Source organism: Pseudomonas sp. 43mfcvi1.1 (genome assembly GCF_900115935.1).
Lineage (GTDB): Bacteria > Pseudomonadota > Gammaproteobacteria > Pseudomonadales > Pseudomonadaceae > Aquipseudomonas > Aquipseudomonas bijieensis.
In genome coordinates this window covers 1-20,177 of the sequence record NZ_UETT01000027.1, presented here as the reverse complement: position 1 = coordinate 20,177, position 20,177 = coordinate 1, and the positions used below count along the sequence as shown (strand labels likewise).

The following is a 20,177-nucleotide window of genomic DNA, read 5'->3' as shown; positions in this document are numbered from 1 at the left end:
CGCGAATAGACAACCGGCCGGCCCAAGCTCTCTTGGACGTCGACCCAAGACGGACGCCTATGAACCCGAATTTTCTAGATTTCGAACAGCCGATCGCCGACCTGCAAGCCAAGATCGAAGAGTTGCGCTTGGTCGGTAATGACAATTCGCTGAATATCGGCGATGAAATCTCTCGTCTGCAGGACAAAAGCCGCACGCTGACCGAAGACATCTTCGGCAAGCTGACCAGCTGGCAGATCGCCCGCCTGGCGCGTCATCCACGTCGACCCTACACCCTGGACTACATCGAGCACATCTTTACCGAGTTCGATGAGTTGCATGGCGACCGTCACTTCTCCGACGACGCCGCGATCGTCGGCGGTGTCGCCCGCCTGGAAGACCAGCCGGTGATGGTGATCGGTCACCAGAAAGGCCGTGAAGTGCGCGAGAAGGTACGCCGCAACTTCGGCATGCCGCGTCCGGAAGGCTACCGCAAGGCCTGTCGCCTGATGGAAATGGCCGAGCGCTTCAAGATGCCGATCCTGACGTTCATCGATACACCGGGCGCCTACCCGGGCATCGACGCCGAAGAGCGCAACCAGAGCGAGGCGATTGCCTGGAACCTGCGGGTCATGGCTCGCCTGAAAACCCCGATCATCGCCACTGTGATCGGCGAAGGTGGTTCCGGCGGTGCGCTGGCCATCGGTGTCTGCGATCAACTGAATATGCTGCAATATTCCACTTACGCGGTGATCTCGCCGGAAGGCTGCGCCTCGATCCTGTGGAAAACCGCCGAGAAGGCCCCGGACGCGGCTGAAGCGATGGGCATTACTGCCGAGCGTCTCAAAGGCCTGGGCATCGTCGACAAAGTGATCAACGAGCCAGTGGGTGGCGCCCACCGCGACCCGGCTGCGGCCGCGGCACTGATCCGCGCTGAGCTGAGTTCGCAACTGTCGATGCTCAAGAAGTTCGACAACGACGCGCTGCTGGCCCGTCGCTACGAGCGGTTGATGAGCTACGGTCTCTGATCTGACCAAGCTTCCAGCAGTTGTGGGGGCCAGTGTGGGAGCGGGCTTGCTCGCGAAAGCGGTTTAACATTCAACCCATGTGTTGACTGATTCACCGCCTTCGCGAGCAAGCCCGCTCCCACATTTGATTTGTGCCAAGGCTGATACCCATGAACACAAGCATCGACCTGCCCACCCGGCTCCTCACACAGCTATCCCCCTGGCGCAATGCTGCTACCTGGCGCATCGCCTTCTCCGGCGGCCTCGATTCCACCGTCCTGCTGCACCTGCTTGCGTCCCTGGCAAAAACCCAAACCCTGCCGCCCCTGAGTGCTATCCACATCCATCATGGCCTCCAGGCTGTGGCCGATGCATGGCCGGACCATTGTCGTTCGGTCTGCAACGCGCTTGGAGTGCCGCTTGAGGTAGTGAGCGTGCAAGTCCAGCCCGGCGCCAGCATCGAGCGCGCTGCCCGGGACGCTCGTTATGGTGCCTTCGTGGCGGCGCTCCGCAGCAATGAAGTGCTGCTTACCGCCCAGCACCGCGACGACCAGGCCGAAACCCTGTTGTTTCGTTTGCTGCGTGGGGCAGGGGTGAGGGGCTTGGCGGCGATGCCGAGGCAGCGTCCGCTGGGACAGGGCTGTTTGCTGCGCCCCCTGCTCGACGTGTCCCGCGCTGAGCTGGAGGCCTATGCGACGCAACAAGGCTTGAGCTGGATCGACGATCCCTCCAACGACGACCACCGTTACGCGCGCAATTATCTGCGCCAACGGGTTTTTCCAGTGCTGGCCGAGCAATGGCCGCAAGCTTCGGCGACCCTGGCCCGCAGCGCTGCGCACATGGGCGAAGCCCAAGGTTTGCTGGATGATCTGGCGCGGATCGACCTGGCCCAGGCCGCGCCCCCGGACGCGTTCGATTGGCTTGGTCTGCAATCCCTGGCGCTGGCGCCTTTGCGGGCGTTGTCGCCGGCCCGTCAGCGTAACGCGTTGAGCCATTGGTTGGCGCCGATGACCCTGCTGCCCGACAGCGATCACTGGTCGGGCTGGGATTCGTTGCGCGATGCCGCAGACGATGCCCGGCCGATCTGGCGGCTGGCCGGTGGTGAGTTGCACCGGGCCGCCGGGCGGGTCTGGTGGTTATCCGACCACTGGCTATGTCCGGTGTCAGGCGCCGTCGGCTGGGCGGATCCGGTGGTTGCGCTGTACTTGCCGGGCAATGGTCGGGTGGCACTCAACGGCAAGCCACCTGCGGGACCGCTTTGCGTGCGCTATCGTCAAGGCAGCGAGGTGATGGCGTTACCGGGTCGTGGTCATCGTGACCTCAAGCGTTTGCTCAATGAAAAGGGCGTGCCGGCGTTCGTTCGCGGCCGATTGCCGCTGCTGTATCAGGGCGAGCAATTGCTGGCGGTGGCCAACCTGGCCGGGCTCGATGCGCCGGTTGATGGCAGTTGGCAATTGATCTGGACGCCAGGAAGCCAAGATCTGGGTTTGAGCTGAAAGGGGCTTTCCGGTAGACTACGCTCCCTTCTTGATACAACTTCTGTGGATTCGCCTGAATTGCAGGAGTTGCCGATTACCAAGCAGTCTTTGCTGGGCGATTCCAAAAAATGTGTAGCGAGCAACGTACCGGTGATTTCACTTCCGGTCTGTCCCAACGCGGCGGTTTTTTTGAAAGGTGCACTGTGATTAATGCAGGTGATCGGGGGCTTCGGCCTTCCTTCGCTTTCCCCGGCGGCTCGGACCGCTTTAACGCAGACTTCTAGGGTTTTTCATGACGCGCTACATATTCGTCACGGGCGGTGTTGTTTCTTCATTGGGGAAAGGCATTGCCTCGGCTTCATTGGCGGCCATCCTGGAGGCGCGGGGACTTAAGGTCACCATGCTCAAGCTGGACCCGTACATCAACGTTGACCCGGGCACCATGAGCCCGTTCCAGCACGGTGAAGTGTTCGTCACCCACGACGGCGCCGAGACCGACCTGGACCTGGGCCACTACGAGCGGTTCATCCGCACGACCATGACCCAGAACAACAACTTCACCACCGGCCGTGTCTACGAACACGTGCTGCGCAAAGAGCGCCGTGGTGACTACCTGGGCGCGACCATCCAGGTCATCCCGCACATCACCGACGAAATCAAGCGCCGCATCATCAAGGGTGCTGGCGATGCCGACGTGGCGATGGTCGAGATCGGCGGCACCGTGGGCGACATCGAGTCGCAACCGTTCCTCGAAGCCATCCGCCAGTTGCGTTTCGAGATCGGCGCCAAGCGCGCGATGCTGATGCACCTGACGCTGGTGCCGTACATCGCCACCGCGGGTGAAACCAAGACCAAGCCAACCCAGCACTCGGTCAAGGAACTGCGTTCCATCGGCCTGCAGCCGGATGTGCTGATCTGCCGCTCCGATCACCCGATCGACATTTCTTCGCGTCGCAAGATCGCCCAGTTCACCAACGTTGAAGAGCGCGCGGTCATCGGCCTGGAAGACGCCGACACCATCTACAAGATCCCGGGCATCCTGCACTCCCAGGGCCTGGACGATTTCGTCGTCGAGCGCTTCGGCCTGCAGTGCGCTGGCGCCGACCTGTCCGAATGGGATGCCGTGGTCGATGCCAAGCTCAACCCGGAACACGAAGTCACCATCGCCATGGTCGGCAAGTACATGGAACTGCTGGACGCCTACAAGTCGCTGATCGAAGCGATGAGTCACGCCGGTATCAGCAACCGTACCAAGGTCAACCTGCGCTACATCGATTCCGAAGACATCGAGAACCAGGGCACCGGCCTGCTCGAGGGCGCCGATGCGATCCTCGTGCCGGGTGGCTTCGGCCTGCGGGGCGTGGAAGGCAAGATCACGGCCGTGCAGTACGCTCGCGAAAACAAGGTGCCTTACCTGGGTATCTGCCTGGGCATGCAAGTGGCGGTCATCGAGTTCGCCCGTAACGTATTGGGCTGGAAAGACGCCAACTCCACCGAGTTCGACCGTGCCAGCGGCCATCCGGTCGTGGGCCTGATCACCGAGTGGGAAGACGCCACCGGTGCCGTGGAAATCCGTACCGAAGCTTCCGACCTGGGCGGCACCATGCGCCTCGGCGCCCAGGATTGCCTGCTCGAAGCCGGCTCCAAGGTGCACGATTGCTACGCCAAGGATGTGATCGTCGAGCGTCACCGTCATCGCTACGAAGTGAACAACAACCTGCTGCCGCAACTGATCGAGGCCGGCCTGAAGATCTCCGGTCGTTCCGGTGACGGCGCGTTGGTGGAAGTGGTCGAGGCGCCGGATCATCCATGGTTCGTCGCCTGCCAATTCCACCCCGAGTTCACCTCGACGCCACGGGACGGTCATCCACTGTTCAGTGGTTTCGTGAAAGCCGCTTTGGCTCAACACCAGAAAAAGGCATAAGACGATGGCCCAGAAGATCATTCGTGTCGGCGACATCGAGGTTGCCAACGACAAGCCCATGGTGCTGTTTGGCGGCATGAACGTGCTGGAAAGCCGCGACATGGCGATGCAGGTCTGCGAGGAATACGTGAAGGTCACCCAGAAACTGGGTATCCCTTATGTCTTCAAGGCCAGCTTCGACAAGGCCAACCGCTCGTCCGTGACGTCCTACCGTGGCCCGGGCCTGGAAGAAGGCATGCGGATCTTCCAGGACATCAAGCAAGCCTTTGGCGTGCCGATCATCACCGACGTCCACGAGCCAGTCCAGGCCGCGGTCGCCGCCGAGGTCTGCGACGTCATCCAGTTGCCGGCCTTCCTGTCGCGCCAGACCGACCTGGTGGTCGCGATGGCCAAGACCGGTGCGGTGATCAACATCAAGAAAGCCCAATTCCTCGCGCCCCAGGAGATGAAACACATCCTGAGCAAGTGTGAAGAAGCCGGCAATGACCAGTTGATCCTCTGCGAGCGTGGTTCGAGTTTCGGCTACAACAACCTGGTGGTGGACATGCTCGGCTTCGGCATCATGAAGCAGTTCGAATACCCGGTGCTCTTCGACGTGACGCACGCCTTGCAGATGCCGGGCGGTCGCTCCGACTCCGCCGGCGGTCGTCGCGCCCAGGTCACCGACTTGGCCAAGGCTGGCATGAGCCAGTCCCTGGCCGGTCTGTTCCTCGAGGCCCACCCCGATCCGGACAACGCCAAGTGCGACGGCCCTTGTGCCTTGCGCTTGAACAAGCTGGAACCTTTCCTGTCTCAGCTCAAGGCATTGGATGAGCTGGTCAAGAGTTTTCCGACGATAGAAACCGCGTAACGCGGTTTTCTCCGGTAGAGTACCGCTCGATTATCGCTCTGGCCCGCTGGCCGCACTGCTCTTGTGGGAGCATGGCTTGCCAGCGATGGCGTCCTTGAGGCCCCCATCGCCGGCAAGCCGTGCTCCCACAGCGTTTTCGTCAACTTTGGAGTGTTTACAACAATGGCAAAAATCGTCGACATCAAAGGTCGTGAAGTTCTCGACTCCCGTGGCAACCCCACTGTCGAAGCGGACGTGCTTCTCGACAACGGCATCATCGGCAGCGCCTGCGCGCCGTCCGGTGCTTCCACTGGCTCGCGCGAAGCGCTGGAGCTGCGTGATGGCGACAAGAGCCGTTACCTGGGCAAGGGCGTGCTCAAAGCCGTCGCCAACATCAACGGTCCGATCCGTGAGCTGTTGCTGGGCAAGGATCCTGCCGACCAGAAAGCCCTCGATCACGCAATGATCAAGCTCGACGGTACTGAAAACAAAGCCACCCTGGGCGCCAACGCGATCCTCGCCGTATCCCTGGCCGCTGCCAAGGCCGCTGCCCAGGACCAGGACCTGCCGCTGTACGCCCACATCGCCAACCTCAACGGTACCCCGGGCGTCTACTCGATGCCGGTGCCGATGATGAACATCATCAACGGTGGCGAGCACGCCGATAACAACGTCGACATCCAGGAATTCATGGTGCAGCCGGTTGGCGCCAAGACCTTCTCCGAAGGCCTGCGCATGGGCACCGAGATTTTCCATCACCTCAAGGCTGTGCTCAAAGCCCGTGGCCTGAGCACCGCTGTTGGCGACGAAGGTGGTTTCGCTCCGAACCTGGCCTCCAACGAAGACGCGCTGAAAGTGATCTCCGAAGCCGTGGCCAACGCTGGCTACAAGCTGGGCACCGACGTGACCCTGGCCCTGGACTGCGCCGCCAGTGAGTTCTTCGAAGACGGTAAATACAACCTGTCTGGCGAAGGCCAGGTGTTCACCGCCGAAGGTTTCGCCGACTACCTCAAGGGCCTGACCGAGCGTTACCCGATCATCTCCATCGAGGATGGTCTGGACGAATCCGACTGGGCTGGCTGGAAAATCCTCACCGACAAGATCGGCGAGAAAACCCAGCTGGTGGGTGACGACCTGTTCGTGACCAACACCAAGATCCTGAAAGAGGGCATCGACAAGAAGATTGCCAACTCGATCCTGATCAAGTTCAACCAGATCGGCACCCTGACCGAAACCCTGGAAGCCATCCAGATGGCCAAGGCCGCCGGCTACACTGCCGTGATCTCCCACCGCTCCGGCGAAACCGAAGATTCGACCATCGCCGACCTGGCCGTGGGCACTGCGGCGGGCCAGATCAAGACCGGTTCGCTGTGCCGTTCCGACCGCGTTTCCAAGTACAACCAACTGCTGCGTATCGAAGAGCAGTTGAACGGCAAGGCCAAGTACAACGGTCGCGCCGAGTTTCGCGGCTAAGCAGTAAATGGTAAAAAGACAGCGGATTGTGTCGAAAAGGTCGCCTTGGCGGCGGTTTTGCTTCTAATCTGATGCCTTATCAAGCACAAGCCTGGTTTTTCCAGGCTTCGTGCTATCAGACGTTTCAAAGTTTGGCATGGCTGTCTTTTTTCACTGGATACCTGATATTCGATGCGCAGTCCCAATTGGTTGTTTCTTGTCTTGCTCCTGTTGCTGGCCGGCCTGCAGTACCGCCTGTGGGTGGGCAATGGCAGTCTGGCGCAAGTGGCCGACCTGACTCAGCAAATAGCCGATCAGCATGCGGAAAACGAAGCATTGCTGGAGCGCAATCGGGTGATGGACGCTGAGGTCAGTGAGTTGAAAAAAGGCATGGAGACCGTAGAAGAGCGGGCTCGTCATGAACTGGGCATGGTCAAGGAGGGTGAAACCCTCTACCAGTTGGCCCAATGAGTATCCGTTTGCCGGCCTTCTGGGCCGTGATTCCTGCCGCGGGCGTCGGTGCCCGTATGGCCGCGGACCGTCCCAAGCAATACCTGCAGTTGGGCGGGCGCACAATTCTCGAACACAGCCTTGGCTGTTTCCTCGATCACCCGACCGTTAAAGGCGTGGTGGTCAGCGTTGCTCACGATGATCCTTACTGGCCGACCCTGGCCTGCGCCAACGACCCGCGCATCCAGCGCGTGGACGGTGGCGAGCAGCGTTCGGACTCCGTGCTCAATGCTTTGCTGCATCTGCACGAACAGGGTGCCGACGATTACGATTGGGTGCTGGTGCATGACGCCGCCCGGCCCAACCTGGCCCGGGATGACCTGGATACATTGCTCAGTGAACTGGCGAACGACCCGGTCGGCGGCCTGCTGGCCGTCCCGGCGCGCGATACCCTCAAGCGTGTCGACAAGCAGGGCCGCGTGCTGGAAACCGTTGATCGCAGTGTGATCTGGCAAGCCTACACGCCACAGATGTTCCGCCTCGGCGCCTTGCATCGGGCCCTCGCCGATAGCCTGGTGGCGGATGCGCTGATTACCGACGAAGCGTCCGCCATGGAATGGGCGGGGCAGGCGCCACGGTTGATCGAAGGGCGGGCCGATAACATCAAGGTCACTCGGCCGGAAGATCTGGAGTGGTTGCGCCAGCGCTGGGCGAATCGGCATTAACCAGAGATGCGGCACGTCCTGAATCGCCATCGCGAGCAGGCTCGCTCCCACAAGGGATCTTGGCTGTACACAAAATTTGCAGGCACTGAAGATCCAATGTGGGAGCGAGCCTGCTCGCGATAGCAATCGCTCAGACAACCCGAAAAACCAGTGCTACCCTCGATACTCCGGTCGCTGCGCCAATCCCTCCTTCAAGTAATCCACCAACTTGCGCACCTTCGGCGACAGATGCCGCTGCTGCGGATATAGCGCCCACACCGCCGTATTCGGCGGCTGATGAGCCTCCAGCAGCGAGATCAACGCGCCGCTGTGCAGATGTTCCAGCACGTAATAATCCGGCAGTTGGCACAACCCGACCCCTTGCAGCGCCGCATCGAGCACCGCTTGCCCACTGTTGCAGCGCCAGTTTCCTTGTACCCGCTGGGAAAATTCCCGCCCGTTCTGCTCTAACTGCCAAATGTCGGAACTGCCGATCAAGCAATTGTGGCGGCTCAGTTCCGACAAACTATGGGGTCGGCCATAGCGTTCCAGATAAGAAGGTGAAGCGCACAAGTACATGCGCCGGGGTGCCAGACGCGTAGCGACCAGGCGCGAGTCCTGCAAGCGACCCAGGCGAATCGCCAGGTCCAGGCCCTCATGCACCAAGTCCAAAGGCCGGTTGCTCAGCTCGATGTCTACCCGCAACTGTGGATAAAGGCCCATGAACCGCGTCACCAGCGGCACGATAAATCGTTCGCCATAGGCCACGGCGCAGGTCATTCGCAGCATGCCCTTGGGTTCGCTGGTGAGATCGCCCACCGCTCGCAACGCTTCCTCGCGGCCATCCTGCAGGCGCTGGCAGTGCTGCAAAAAAGTCTGCCCGGCCTCGGTGAGGGTGACCCGGCGGGTGCTGCGGTAGAGCAACCGTGTCTGAAGGCGTTCTTCGAGCCGTACGATTTGTCGACTGATATGGGAAGACGAAACCCCAAGACGTTCGGCTGCGGCGGTGAATTGACTGCATTCGGCCACGGCGACGAACTCGTCGATCCCTTCCCAGCGGTTGTCGGACATAAAGATTATCCCTGTACGGCAATAATGTTTTGCTTTTGGTTGGATTATTCATCGTCCAGTGGAGGATTACACTCCCGGTCTTGTTTTTATTTGCTGGAGAACCCGGATGATCAAGTCGCGCGCTGCCGTTGCCTTCGAGGCCAAGAAACCCCTGGAAATCGTTGAAGTCGACGTCGCCATGCCCAAGGCGGGCGAAGTGCTGTTGCGTGTGGTGGCTTCCGGTGTCTGCCACACCGATGCCTATACCTTGTCGGGCGCTGACCCGGAAGGAATCTTCCCGTCGATCCTCGGCCATGAAGGCGGCGCCATTGTCGAAGCCATCGGCGAAGGCGTGACGTCGGTGGCGGTGGGTGACCATGTGATCCCGCTGTACACGCCGGAGTGCGGCCAGTGCAAATTCTGTAAGTCGGGCAAGACCAACCTGTGCCAGGCGATTCGCGCCACCCAGGGCAAAGGCCTGATGCCGGACGGTACTTCGCGTTTTTCCTACAAAGGCGAGACGATTTTCCACTACATGGGCACCTCGACGTTCTCGGAGTACACCGTGTTGCCGGAGATCTCCGTCGCGAAGATCCCAAAAGAAGCGCCGCTGGAAAAAGTCTGCCTGTTGGGTTGTGGCGTCACCACTGGCATTGGCGCGGTGATCAACACCGCCAAGGTCAAGCCGGGTGACACCGTGGCGATCTTCGGCCTGGGCGGCATCGGCCTGTCGGCGGTGATTGGCGCGGTGAAGGCCAAGGCCTCGCGCATCATCGCCATCGACATCAACCCGGCCAAGTTCGAAATCGCCAAGCAACTGGGCGCCACCGATTGCGTCAACCCGAAAGACTTCGACCGTCCGATCCAGGAAGTCATCGTCGACATGACTGACGGCGGCGTGGACTTTTCCTTCGAGTGCATCGGCAATGTCCAATTGATGCGTGCCGCGCTGGAGTGCTGCCACAAAGGTTGGGGCGAGTCGGTGATCATCGGTGTCGCCGGGGCCGGCCAGGAAATCGCCACCCGTCCATTCCAATTGGTGACCGGACGCGTCTGGCGCGGCTCGGCGTTTGGCGGCGTGCGTGGTCGCAGCGAGTTGCCAAGCTATGTGGAAATGGCCGAGAAGGGCGAGATCCCGCTGGATACTTTCATCACCCACACCATGGGCCTGGAAGATATCAACAAGGCATTCGACCTGATGCATGAAGGCAAGAGCATCCGCACCGTCATCCATTTCTGAGGTCGGTCATGAGTCTGGAAAACATTTCCTGCCAGAAAAGCTTCGGCGGCTGGCACAAGCGTTACCGGCACCGTTCCGAAGTGCTCGGGTGCGACATGGTGTTTGCCGTATACCTGCCGCCGCAAGCCGAGCAGGGCGGCAAGTTGCCGGTGCTGTATTGGTTGTCCGGGTTGACCTGCACCGACGAAAACTTCATGCAAAAGGCCGGTGCCCAGCGCATGGCCGCTGAGCTGGGCCTGATCATCGTTGCGCCGGACACCAGCCCGCGAGGCGCCGATGTGCCGGGCGATCCGGACGGTGCCTGGGATTTCGGCCTGGGGGCGGGCTTTTATCTGAACGCCACGCAGGAGCCGTGGGCCCGGCACTATCGGATGCATGACTACGTGGTGCAGGAATTGCCGACACTCGTCGAGGCGCATTTCCCGGCCTCGGATAAACGTGGCATCAGTGGTCATTCCATGGGTGGCCATGGCGCGTTGATCTGCGCCTTGCGCAACCCGGGGCGTTACCGTTCGGTGTCGGCCTTTTCGCCGATCAACAATCCGATGGATTGCCCATGGGGCCAGAAAGCGTTCTCTCGTTACCTGGGGGAAGACCGCTCGAAATGGCGCGAATGGGATGCCTGCGCGCTGATCTCCGAAGCCGACGAGAAACTGCCATTGCTGGTGGATCAGGGCGATCGCGATGACTTCCTGGCAAATCAGCTCAAGCCCGAAGCCCTGCAGCAAGCCGCCAAGGCCGCTGGTCATCCGCTGGAGTTGCGCCTGCAACCGGGCTACGACCACAGCTACTTCTTCATCGCCAGCTTCATTGACGACCACTTGCAGCATCATGCGCGCGCTCTAAACGCCTAATGCAGGTAGAATCACGCCCTGACAAAAATCGGGGCGTTTTTTTATGCGTATTGGCCACGGCTACGATGTTCACCGTTTCGCTGAAGGCGACTTCATTACTCTGGGCGGCGTGCGGATCGCACACGGCTTCGGGCTGCTCGCGCATTCTGACGGTGATGTCCTGCTGCACGCCTTGAGCGATGCCTTGCTCGGCGCGGCTGCCCTGGGTGACATCGGCAAGCACTTCCCCGACACCGACCCGCAATTCAAGGGCGCCGACAGCCGCGTGCTGCTGCGGCATGTGGTCTCGCTGATCCACGCCAAGGGCTGGAAAGTCGGCAATGTCGATAACACCATCGTTGCCCAGGCCCCCAAGATGGCGCCGCACATCGAAGCGATGCGCCGCTTGATCGCCGAGGATCTTCAAGTTGAGTTGGACCAAGTGAACGTGAAAGCCACCACCACCGAGAAGCTGGGTTTCGTCGGTCGCGAAGAAGGCATTGCCGTCCACTCCGTTGCCTTGTTGCTGCGCCCATGACTGAACTGGAACTGTTGGGGCCGCGGGCCTATGGCGAGTCGTTGGGCAGCGCGGTACTCAAGGCCAGCGCTGAAGATTTCCAGGTCGATGAAGTGCTCGACATTCCGTTGACCGGCGATGGCGAGCACCTGTGGATCTGGGTTGAAAAACGTGGCTTGAACACCGAAGAAGCGGCCCGGCGAATCGCCAAGGCCGCTGGCGTGCCGTTGCGCACTGTCAGCTACGCCGGGCTCAAGGACCGCCAGGCCTTGACCCGCCAGTGGTTCAGCGTCCAATTGCCGGGCAAGGCCGATCCGGACTTGTCGGCGGCAGAGAATGACACACTGAAGATACTCAAGACCGCACGCCACAGGCGCAAGCTGCAACGCGGCGCGCACTCGGCCAACGGCTTTACCTTGCGCCTGACCCAATTCAAGGGCGACACAGCGGCGATAGACGCGCGCCTGCAACAGATTGTCCGTCAGGGCATCCCCAACTATTTTGGCGCCCAGCGCTTCGGGCATGACGGTGGCAATGTCGTCGATGCCCGTGCCTGGGCGGCGCGCAAGGCCTTGCCGGAGCAGCGCAATGTGCGCTCGCGGCTGCTGTCTACCGCCCGCAGTTTTCTGTTCAACCAGGTGTTGGCGGCGCGGGTCGCCGACGGTACCTGGCAGAAAGCCCAGGTGGGCGACTTGCTCGCCTTCACCGATAGTCGCAGCTTCTTCCCGGCCGGCGAGGCTGAGTGCAGCGATCCACGCCTGGCGATCCTCGATCTGCACCCGACCGGGCCGCAGTGGGGCGAGGGGCCTTCGCCTGCCGCCGGTGCGACGTTCGAGCTGGAACAAGCCGTCGCAGCGGGCGAGGCCGATTTGCGCGACTGGTTGATAAACACGGGAATGAGTCACGAACGTCGCATCCTGCGACTGCCCATTGGCGGGCTGTCGTGGCATTATCCCTCGCCTGACATTCTGCAACTGGAATTCGTCCTGCCGGCCGGATGTTTCGCCACTGTCTTGGTGCGCGAACTCGTCGATCTGGTGCCGGTGGGGCAGACGGACAGCCCATGCGTATTCTGATTTCTAACGACGACGGGGTGACTGCACCCGGTCTTGCCGCGCTTTATGCTGCGCTGGCGGATTTTGCCGAGTGCGTGGTCATCGCCCCGGACCAGGACAAAAGCGGCGCCAGCAGCTCGCTGACGCTCGACCGTCCGTTGCACCCCTGCTATCTGGACAACGGTTTCATCAGCCTCAACGGCACACCGACCGATTGCGTGCACCTGGGGATCAACGGGTTGCTGGAACGCGCGCCGGACATGGTGGTGTCGGGCATCAACCTGGGGGCCAACCTGGGGGATGACGTGCTGTATTCCGGCACGGTCGCCGCGGCCCTGGAGGGACGCTTCCTGGAAAAACCATCGTTTGCCTTTTCGTTTGTTTCACGCCAGGTCGACAACTTGCCTACCGCCGCCTATTTCGCCCGTAAATTGGTCGAAGCCCACGGTGCGCTGGACCTGCCGCCACGCACGGTGCTGAACGTGAATATCCCCAACCTGCCGCTCGATCACATCCGCGGCATCCAGCTCACTCGCCTGGGCCACCGTGCCCGCGCCGCCAAACCGATGCACGTCGTCGACCCGCGTGGCAAGGCCGGTTACTGGATCGCCGCCGCCGGTGATGCCGAAGACGGTGGGCCGGGCACCGATTTCCATGCGGTCATGCAAGGTTATGTCTCGATCACGCCGTTGCAACTGGACCGTACCTTCAACGACGCCTTTCGAAATCTCGATGGCTGGCTGGAGGGGCTGCGCTGATGGCTCGTGAGCAAGACGATATGCTGCGCCGCGGAATCGGCATGACCTCCCAGCGCACCCGTGAACGACTGATCCAGCGTCTCTACGAAGAAGGCCTGTCCAACGCCCAGGTGTTGGAGGTGATTCGCCGAACGCCGCGTCATCTGTTCGTCGATGAAGCCCTGGCTCATCGCGCCTATGAAGATACGGCATTGCCGATCGGCCACAACCAGACCATTTCCCAGCCGTACATGGTGGCCCGCATGAGCGAGTTGCTGCTGGAGGCGGGGCCGCTGGACAAGGTGTTGGAGATCGGTACCGGTTCGGGTTACCAGACGGCGGTGTTGTCGCAGTTGGTGGAACGGGTGTTTTCCGTTGAGCGGATCAAGGTATTGCAGGATCGCGCCAAGGAGCGCCTGGTTGAGTTGAACCTGCGCAACGTGGTGTTTCGTTGGGGCGATGGCTGGGAAGGCTGGCCGGCCCTGGCGCCGTATAACGGCATCATTGTGACCGCGGTGGCCACCGATGTACCCCAGGCCCTGTTGGATCAACTTGCTCCTGGTGGGCGGCTGGTCATTCCAGTAGGGGCCGGCGAGGTTCAGCAATTGATGCTGATCGTGCGTGAAGAACACGGTTTCTCGCGGCATGTCCTGGGTGCGGTGCGATTCGTGCCGTTGCTCAACGGGCCGTTGGCCTGAGCATTTATAAACAGACGCTGAATTCTGCGGCATCGGTTGTGTCTTACAGCGGCGCTGCTTTATGAAACAGCGGGCAACGGTATCGAGCAAACGTGTGCGGCGGCACTTGGCGCCTCATTAATAGAGACGCGTTCGCTGCCAGCTATATTTGTATGTATTTCTGCCTGGACAGGCAGTTTCCCATTTTTCAGCCACCACAAAGGGAGCGGCGGGTGAGTCTCACAGTCATTGCGCAGCGTATGGGTATCACGAGCTTTCAGCGCCTGGTGACTGGCCTTGTCTTGAGCACTTTGCTGGTCGGATGTTCCAGTACACCATCGGGTAATGTCCGGGTTGTCGATCGCAACAGTGCAGCACCACAACGTCCTACAGTAACGACCGGCCAGTATGTAGTCCGTCGCGGCGATACGCTGTTTTCCATCGCTTTTCGCTATGGCTGGGACTACAAGGCCCTCGCGGCGCGTAACAACATTCCTGCGCCTTATACGATCCACCCCGGTCAGACGATTCGCTTCGATGGCCGTAGCGGTTCAACGCCTACCGCAGTGGTGACGCAGTCGGGATCGACGGCATCGTCGTCGAGTAAAACCACGGTCATTCGCCGCCCGGCGGGGGCTGCAACGGCGACAGTACCGTCCGTCGCGAGCAAACCGACCCCCGCTCCGATGCCTCCGGCAGGCCCCGCCCCGACAGGCTGGGGATGGCCTTCTAATGGCGTTCTTATTGGAAAATTCTCTTCAAACGGTAGTTTGAATAAAGGAATTGATATCGCCGGGGATTTGGGACAGCCTGTTTTAGCCGCGTCTGATGGCACGGTTGTGTACGCCGGGAGTGGTTTGAGGGGCTACGGCGAACTCGTGATCATCAAACACAGCGATACCTACGTCAGTGCCTACGGTCACAACCGCAGGCTGTTGGTTCGGGAGGGGCAGCAGGTCAAGGTCGGACAGACAATTGCCGAAATGGGATCGACGGGAACGGACCGGGTGAAACTGCACTTTGAGATTCGCCGACAAGGTAAACCAGTAGATCCGCTGCAATTCCTGCCACGTCGTTGATTTGATTGTCAGCCTGTTCCGTCACGTAGAGGGAACAGGCTCCAGCGTTGCCAAGGATAAAGGCGTCGCTTGAGCTTGAGGTCGAACTCACCAAAGGACTATAACAATGGCTCTCAGTAAAGAAGTGCCGGAGTTTGACATCGACGATGAGGTTCTCCTTATGGAGACCGGCATCGCTATGGATTCGATGTCGAATGATGAAGGGGCGACTCCACCTTCCGTTCGTGCCAAATCCAGACACTCCGCTTCACTTAAACAACATAAGTACATCGATTACACCCGGGCGCTGGACGCCACTCAGCTGTACCTCAACGAAATCGGGTTCTCGCCGCTGCTCTCCCCCGAGGAAGAAGTTCATTTTGCGCGGCTGTCGCAAAGTGGCGACCCGGCCGGTCGAAAACGCATGATTGAAAGCAACTTGCGCCTGGTGGTGAAAATCGCCCGACGCTACGTCAATCGCGGGCTTTCGCTGCTGGACCTGATCGAAGAGGGCAACTTGGGCCTGATTCGCGCCGTGGAAAAATTCGACCCCGAACGCGGCTTCCGTTTCTCGACCTACGCCACTTGGTGGATCCGCCAGACCATCGAACGGGCGATCATGAATCAGACCCGGACCATCCGGTTGCCGATCCATGTGGTCAAGGAACTGAACGTCTACCTGCGGGCCGCCCGTGAGTTGACCCAGAAACTCGACCATGAACCCTCACCCGAAGAAATCGCCAACCTGCTGGAGAAACCGGTAGGTGAGGTCAAGCGCATGCTTGGGCTCAACGAGCGGGTGTCCTCGGTGGACGTTTCACTGGGGCCGGACTCGGATAAAACCCTGCTCGACACCCTCACCGACGATCGCCCCACGGACCCGTGCGAGCTACTTCAGGATGATGACCTTTCCCAGAGCATTGACCAGTGGCTTTCGGAACTGACCGACAAGCAACGGGAAGTGGTGATTCGCCGCTTCGGTTTGCGGGGTCATGAAAGCAGCACCCTGGAAGATGTTGGCCTGGAGATTGGCCTGACCCGTGAGCGGGTCCGGCAGATCCAGGTAGAAGGCCTCAAGCGTCTGCGAGAGATCCTGGAGAAAAACGGCTTGTCGAGCGAGTCGCTGTTCCAGTGACATGAAGCTCAGTGCAACAGCGAAAGCCCCGACTGGTTCGGGGCTTTTTCGTTTCTGCGGTGACTGCTTTCCAATCTCATTCTATTTGTAGTTTCAGCTTGTAAGCTTTTGCCTAGTATTGCGTAAGTGTTTGGTTTCCCATTGAAGGGATAGACGGCTATGGAAACCGTAAAATTTTCTGTAGTTTAATGATTTTAAAGGATAATTTAATTGATGAACGTGGTGTGACAACGTGCGTTGACCGTATCAGGTGAATTGCACTCGTCCGGGAAAACACTAATATCAGTCCTGTGTCGACGGACAGACACACCCGTCAAGGACGATGGGAAGGAAGGACATCGCAGGACGCGATTCATCAGGATGATGAATAGGATTAAAGGGATTAGGGAAAAAATGTGGGCGGGTCAAACCGCCCCTTTTTTTTGCCTGCGATTTTGTTCGAGGCAGCAAAAAGGCCCACGAGGGGCCTTTTCGAGGAGCGCAGGGGTAATCAGCGTTCGAGGTCTGCGATCTTGCCAGGCTTGCCATCCCACTCTGCAGCGTCCGGCAGGGCGTCTTTCCTCTCGGTGATATTCGGCCAGATATCCGCCAGCTCGGCGTTCAGCTCGATGAAGTTCTCCATGCCGGTCGGCACTTCGTCCTCCGAGAAAATGGCATTCGCCGGGCATTCCGGTTCACACAGGGCGCAGTCGATGCACTCGTCCGGGTGAATGACCAGGAAGTTCGGGCCTTCGTAAAAGCAGTCCACCGGACAGACTTCTACGCAGTCGGTGTACTTGCACTTGATGCAGTTGTCGGTGACGACGAAGGTCATTTCTAATTCTCTCCTCAGGCGGCGGCAGCGAATCCCCTTCACGGGTGGGGTCGCCAGGTTCGGGAGCGGTAGTCTGCGAACCAGGCTAATAGTCCGCAGCATCCCAAACCGCGCGAGATTCTAACAGCTTGAAAGCCTGTGCGTTAGATCCGTGTCTTCAATGTATAGAGTAAATCCAGCGCCCGACGTGGAGTCAGGTCGTCCAGATCGAGCTTGGCCAGTTCATCAAGCACCGGATGGGGCAGGCTGGCGAACAGGTCGCTTTGCTGTGGAGCGGCCGGTTTGCCTTTGGTCGGGCGCGGTGCTTCGTGGGGCAGGCTGGTAGTTTCCAGGCGGCTCAGGTGTTCGCGGGCACGGCTGATCACTTCGCTCGGCACGCCGGCCAACTGCGCCACTGCCAGGCCGTAGCTCTGGCTGGCCGGGCCGGGCAGCACGTGGTGCAGGAAAACGATGCGTTCGTTGTGCTCGGTGGCGTTGAGGTGCACGTTGGCCACCAGCGGCTGGCTTTCCGGCAGTACCGTCAGCTCGAAGTAGTGGGTGGCGAACAGGGTGTAGGCTCGCAAATGCGCCAGCCGTTCGGCCGCCGCCCAGGCCAGGGACAGGCCATCGAAGGTGCTGGTACCGCGTCCGACTTCGTCCATCAGCACCAGGCTGCGTTCGGTGGCGTTGTGCAGGATGTTCGCGGTTTCGCTCATTTCCACCATGAAGGTCGAGCGCCCACCGGCCAGGTCATCGCTGGAGCCGATCCGGGTGAAAATCCTGTCTACCAGGGACAATTCGCAGCTCGCTGCTGGTACGAAGCTGCCGATGTGGGCCAGCAGCACGATCAAGGCAGTCTGGCGCATGTAGGTGGATTTACCACCCATGTTCGGACCGGTGATCACCAGCATGCGGGTGTTGTCGTCCAGGCTCAGGTCGTTGGCCACGAACGGCGTGGTCAACACTTGCTCGACCACTGGGTGACGACCCTGGCTGATGCGCATGCACGGTTCGCTGACGAAGCGTGGGCAGTTGAGGTCCAGGTTCAGTGCGCGTTCGGCCAGGTTGCTCAGCACGTCCAGTTCCGCCAGGGCACTGGCGGTGTCCTGCAAGGGCGGTAGTTGGCTGATCAGGTCCTCGAGCAGTGCTTCATAGAGCATCTTTTCCCGAGCCAGGGCGCGGCTCTTGGCCGACAACGCCTTGTCTTCGAACGCCTTGAGTTCTGGAGTGATGAAGCGCTCGGCACCCTTGAGGGTCTGGCGGCGAACGTAGTCCGCCGGGGCCTGTTCGGCCTGCTTGCTCGGCAACTCGATGAAATAACCGTGGATGCGGTTGTAGCCGACCTTGAGGTTGGCCAGGCCGGTGCGGGCTTTTTCCCGGGCTTCGAGGTCGATCAGGAACTGGCCGGCGTTCTCGCTCAGCGCTTGCAGTTCGTCGAGTTCGGCGTCGTAGCCGGTTTTCAGCACGCCACCGTCACGGATCACCGCTGGCGGATTATCGATAATGGCTTTTTCCAGCAGAGCGGCCAGCTCCGGGTAGGTGCTGGTGGTGCGCGCCAGTTGCTGCAGGTGCGGTGCTTCGAGGTCGGTCATCGCCACTTGCAGCTCGGGCAGGGCGCCGAGGGCATCACGCAGGCGTGCCAGGTCACGGGGACGGGCATTGCGCAGGCCGATACGGGCGAGGATGCGCTCGATGTCGCCGATTTCCTTGAGCTGCGGCTGCAACTGCTCGAAGCGATAACGATCCAGCAGGCAGGTAATGGAGGACTGGCGCGCCAGCAGCACCGTCAGGTCCCGCAGCGGGCGGTTCAGCCAGCGGGTCAGCAGGCGGCTGCCCATGGCGGTCTGGCAGCGGTCGACCACCGACTGCAAGGTATTGTCGCGCCCGCCGGCCAGGTTGGTGTCCAGTTCCAGGTTGCGCCGGCTCGCGCCGTCCAGCACCACCGTGTCATCCAGGCGTTCGTGGCGCAGGCTGCGCAAGTGGGGCAGGGCGGTGCGCTGGGTTTCCTTGGCGTAGGCCAGCAGGCAACCGGCAGCACCAATGGCCAGGGTCAGGTTTTCGCAGCCGAAGCCCTTGAGGTCCTGGGTGGAAAACTGCTGGCAGAGACTTTTCAGCGCCGAATCACGTTCAAAATCCCACGGCGCCCGACGCCGCACGCCACGGCGTTTTTCTGCCGGCAGGTCTTTGGGCCAGTCATCCGGGATCAACAGCTCTACCGGGTTGACTCGTTCGAGCTCCGCCAGCAGGTTTTCCCAGCCCTTGATTTCCAGCACCGAGAAATTGCCGCTGGTGATGTCCAGCACCGCCAGGCCGAACAGGCGCTCATCGCCCAGGACTGCGGCGATCAGGTTGTCCCGGCGTTCATCCAGCAGGGCTTCATCACTGACTGTGCCCGGTGTGATGATACGTACGACTTGGCGTTCCACCGGCCCTTTGCTGGTGGCCGGGTCGCCGACTTGCTCGCAGATCACCACGGACTCGCCGAGCTTGACCAGCTTCGCCAGGTAACCTTCCGCCGCGTGGTAAGGAATCCCGCACATCGGAATCGCCATGCCCGCCGATTGCCCACGCGCCGTCAGGGTGATGTCCAACAACTTGGCGGCTTTCTTCGCATCTTCGTAGAAGATCTCGTAGAAGTCGCCCATGCGGTAGAACATCAGCTGGTCGGGGTGCTGGTTCTTCAGGCGCCAGTATTGCTGCATCATCGGCGTGTGGCTGGAGAGGTCGTTCACGGCTGTATTCATGGGTGTCAGGCAGGCTCGTTGAAAGGTTTGGGGCAAAAGGAGGGGCATTGGCCCGGCTTTTCCGCGATGGGCGCAAGGTTAACATGGGCGGTCTGGTGCTACCCATATGTGAGTGGTTTTTGGGACTTTGGTGTGTATGGGATTGAGTGCATATCCGTTGCTGCGGTAACGGCCACTTAGGGTTCCGCCCTGACGGCGGGTCACTTTCGAAAAGCGCGAAAGTAACCAAAGCGCTTCTGCCCCACCACTCGGTGCCTCGCTTAGGCTCGGCATGCCTGAACAAAGGCATTGCTCCGTGGGCCGCCGCGAAGGGCCATCCATGGCCCAGCGCGGCTAACCCGGCATCCATGCCGGGTTGCCCACTGCGCAATACCTTCGTTCAGCCATCGTGGTTAACGGGGCGCCGAGATCAACGTCCACCGCGAGGCGGCCTGACAGCCGGCCTGGCTCTCTCGGTCGTACACCCATCATATCTGTGGGAGCAAAGCTTGCTCGCGAGGCGGCCTGACAGCCGG

18 protein-coding genes are annotated in these 20,177 nt (G+C 60.6%); 15 read left to right on the top strand and 3 right to left on the bottom strand.

Annotated features, from left to right (window positions below; translation table 11 throughout):
• The first annotated feature begins 59 nt into the window (after positions 1-59).
• The 7 genes from DTP52_RS30590 (at position 60) to ispD (ending at position 7,844) form a co-directional block, all read left to right on the top strand.
• Positions 60-1,007: an acetyl-CoA carboxylase carboxyltransferase subunit alpha gene (locus tag DTP52_RS30590; RefSeq protein ID WP_047701999.1), complete on the top strand. Its 948-nt coding sequence runs from the start codon at positions 60-62 to the stop codon at positions 1,005-1,007.
• Positions 1,008-1,156: 149 nt separating this feature from the next.
• Positions 1,157-2,482 carry a tRNA lysidine(34) synthetase TilS gene (gene tilS, locus DTP52_RS30585; RefSeq protein WP_109756630.1) on the top strand — a complete coding sequence of 442 codons (1,326 nt, stop codon included), beginning with the start codon at positions 1,157-1,159 and terminating at the stop codon, positions 2,480-2,482.
• A 274-nt stretch (positions 2,483-2,756) separates the two neighbouring features.
• A complete protein-coding gene (locus DTP52_RS30580) occupies positions 2,757-4,388 on the top strand; it encodes a CTP synthase (RefSeq protein ID WP_109756629.1) in 1,632 nt (543 codons plus the stop codon).
• A 4-nt stretch (positions 4,389-4,392) separates the two neighbouring features.
• Positions 4,393-5,238: a 3-deoxy-8-phosphooctulonate synthase gene (kdsA, locus tag DTP52_RS30575; protein ID WP_063322754.1), complete on the top strand. Its 846-nt coding sequence runs from the start codon at positions 4,393-4,395 to the stop codon at positions 5,236-5,238.
• A gap of 162 nt (positions 5,239-5,400) precedes the next feature.
• Complete coding sequence (gene eno / locus DTP52_RS30570; RefSeq protein ID WP_072408299.1) at positions 5,401-6,690, top strand: phosphopyruvate hydratase; 1,290 nt, start codon at positions 5,401-5,403, stop codon at positions 6,688-6,690.
• Positions 6,691-6,861: 171 nt separating this feature from the next.
• On the top strand, positions 6,862-7,140 hold the full coding sequence (ftsB, locus tag DTP52_RS30565; protein ID WP_025212129.1) for a cell division protein FtsB: 279 nt from the start codon (positions 6,862-6,864) through the stop codon (positions 7,138-7,140).
• Positions 7,137-7,844: a 2-C-methyl-D-erythritol 4-phosphate cytidylyltransferase gene (gene ispD, locus DTP52_RS30560; protein ID WP_109756628.1), complete on the top strand. Its 708-nt coding sequence runs from the start codon at positions 7,137-7,139 to the stop codon at positions 7,842-7,844. Before ftsB ends, ispD begins: the two co-directional genes overlap by 4 nt.
• Before the next feature lie 153 nt (positions 7,845-7,997).
• On the opposite strand, the gene DTP52_RS30555 is transcribed toward ispD, so the two are convergent.
• The gene (locus tag DTP52_RS30555) at positions 7,998-8,894 is read right to left on the bottom strand and encodes a LysR substrate-binding domain-containing protein (protein WP_109756627.1); all 897 of its coding nucleotides are present in this window, start codon (positions 8,892-8,894) and stop codon (positions 7,998-8,000) included.
• Between the two features lie 106 nt (positions 8,895-9,000).
• On the opposite strand from DTP52_RS30555, the gene DTP52_RS30550 reads away from it, so the two are divergent.
• The 8 genes from DTP52_RS30550 (at position 9,001) to rpoS (ending at position 16,125) form a co-directional block, all read left to right on the top strand.
• On the top strand, positions 9,001-10,113 hold the full coding sequence (locus DTP52_RS30550; RefSeq protein WP_024779034.1) for an S-(hydroxymethyl)glutathione dehydrogenase/class III alcohol dehydrogenase: 1,113 nt from the start codon (positions 9,001-9,003) through the stop codon (positions 10,111-10,113).
• An 8-nt stretch (positions 10,114-10,121) separates the two neighbouring features.
• The gene (fghA, locus tag DTP52_RS30545) at positions 10,122-10,967 is read left to right on the top strand and encodes an S-formylglutathione hydrolase (protein ID WP_109756626.1); all 846 of its coding nucleotides are present in this window, start codon (positions 10,122-10,124) and stop codon (positions 10,965-10,967) included.
• Between the two features lie 43 nt (positions 10,968-11,010).
• On the top strand, positions 11,011-11,484 hold the full coding sequence (ispF, locus tag DTP52_RS30540) for a 2-C-methyl-D-erythritol 2,4-cyclodiphosphate synthase (protein ID WP_109756625.1): 474 nt from the start codon (positions 11,011-11,013) through the stop codon (positions 11,482-11,484).
• The gene (truD, locus tag DTP52_RS30535; protein ID WP_109756624.1) at positions 11,481-12,539 is read left to right on the top strand and encodes a tRNA pseudouridine(13) synthase TruD; all 1,059 of its coding nucleotides are present in this window, start codon (positions 11,481-11,483) and stop codon (positions 12,537-12,539) included. Before ispF ends, truD begins: the two co-directional genes overlap by 4 nt.
• A complete protein-coding gene (gene surE / locus DTP52_RS30530; protein WP_109756623.1) occupies positions 12,527-13,276 on the top strand; it encodes a 5'/3'-nucleotidase SurE in 750 nt (249 codons plus the stop codon). Before truD ends, surE begins: the two co-directional genes overlap by 13 nt.
• A 41-nt stretch (positions 13,277-13,317) precedes the next feature.
• Entirely contained in the window at positions 13,318-13,953 is a 636-nt protein-coding gene (locus tag DTP52_RS30525) for a protein-L-isoaspartate(D-aspartate) O-methyltransferase (RefSeq protein WP_161796107.1), read from the top strand.
• A gap of 212 nt (positions 13,954-14,165) precedes the next feature.
• Positions 14,166-15,011 carry a peptidoglycan DD-metalloendopeptidase family protein gene (locus DTP52_RS30520; RefSeq protein WP_109756636.1) on the top strand — a complete coding sequence of 282 codons (846 nt, stop codon included), beginning with the start codon at positions 14,166-14,168 and terminating at the stop codon, positions 15,009-15,011.
• Positions 15,012-15,117: 106 nt separating this feature from the next.
• Positions 15,118-16,125 carry an RNA polymerase sigma factor RpoS gene (gene rpoS / locus DTP52_RS30515; protein ID WP_047227588.1) on the top strand — a complete coding sequence of 336 codons (1,008 nt, stop codon included), beginning with the start codon at positions 15,118-15,120 and terminating at the stop codon, positions 16,123-16,125.
• Between the two features lie 490 nt (positions 16,126-16,615).
• Here rpoS and fdxA read toward each other — a convergent pair whose 3' ends face one another.
• Both fdxA and mutS read right to left on the bottom strand, forming a co-directional pair.
• A complete protein-coding gene (fdxA, locus tag DTP52_RS30505) occupies positions 16,616-16,939 on the bottom strand; it encodes a ferredoxin FdxA (protein ID WP_109756621.1) in 324 nt (107 codons plus the stop codon).
• Between the two features lie 143 nt (positions 16,940-17,082).
• Entirely contained in the window at positions 17,083-19,650 is a 2,568-nt protein-coding gene (gene mutS, locus DTP52_RS30500) for a DNA mismatch repair protein MutS (protein ID WP_178082512.1), read from the bottom strand.
• Positions 19,651-20,177 lie beyond the last annotated feature (527 nt).

Bases quoted from the DNA above. Each gene is read 5' to 3' on its own strand.
- ispF (WP_109756625.1), top strand. From the start codon at position 11,011: ATGCGTATTGGCCACGGCTACGATGTTCACCGTTTCGCTGAAGGCGAC.
- DTP52_RS30525 (WP_161796107.1), top strand. From the start codon at position 13,318: ATGACCTCCCAGCGCACCCGTGAACGACTGATCCAGCGTCTCTACGAA.
- DTP52_RS30555 (WP_109756627.1), bottom strand. From the start codon at position 8,894: ATGTCCGACAACCGCTGGGAAGGGATCGACGAGTTCGTCGCCGTGGCC.
- fdxA (WP_109756621.1), bottom strand. From the start codon at position 16,939: ATGACCTTCGTCGTCACCGACAACTGCATCAAGTGCAAGTACACCGAC.
- eno (WP_072408299.1), top strand. From the start codon at position 5,401: ATGGCAAAAATCGTCGACATCAAAGGTCGTGAAGTTCTCGACTCCCGT.
- DTP52_RS30550 (WP_024779034.1), top strand. From the start codon at position 9,001: ATGATCAAGTCGCGCGCTGCCGTTGCCTTCGAGGCCAAGAAACCCCTG.
- tilS (WP_109756630.1), top strand. From the start codon at position 1,157: ATGAACACAAGCATCGACCTGCCCACCCGGCTCCTCACACAGCTATCC.
- DTP52_RS30590 (WP_047701999.1), top strand. From the start codon at position 60: ATGAACCCGAATTTTCTAGATTTCGAACAGCCGATCGCCGACCTGCAA.
- ispD (WP_109756628.1), top strand. From the start codon at position 7,137: ATGAGTATCCGTTTGCCGGCCTTCTGGGCCGTGATTCCTGCCGCGGGC.
- DTP52_RS30580 (WP_109756629.1), top strand. From the start codon at position 2,757: ATGACGCGCTACATATTCGTCACGGGCGGTGTTGTTTCTTCATTGGGG.
- fghA (WP_109756626.1), top strand. From the start codon at position 10,122: ATGAGTCTGGAAAACATTTCCTGCCAGAAAAGCTTCGGCGGCTGGCAC.
- surE (WP_109756623.1), top strand. From the start codon at position 12,527: ATGCGTATTCTGATTTCTAACGACGACGGGGTGACTGCACCCGGTCTT.
- truD (WP_109756624.1), top strand. From the start codon at position 11,481: ATGACTGAACTGGAACTGTTGGGGCCGCGGGCCTATGGCGAGTCGTTG.
- kdsA (WP_063322754.1), top strand. From the start codon at position 4,393: ATGGCCCAGAAGATCATTCGTGTCGGCGACATCGAGGTTGCCAACGAC.
- ftsB (WP_025212129.1), top strand. From the start codon at position 6,862: ATGCGCAGTCCCAATTGGTTGTTTCTTGTCTTGCTCCTGTTGCTGGCC.
- rpoS (WP_047227588.1), top strand. From the start codon at position 15,118: ATGGCTCTCAGTAAAGAAGTGCCGGAGTTTGACATCGACGATGAGGTT.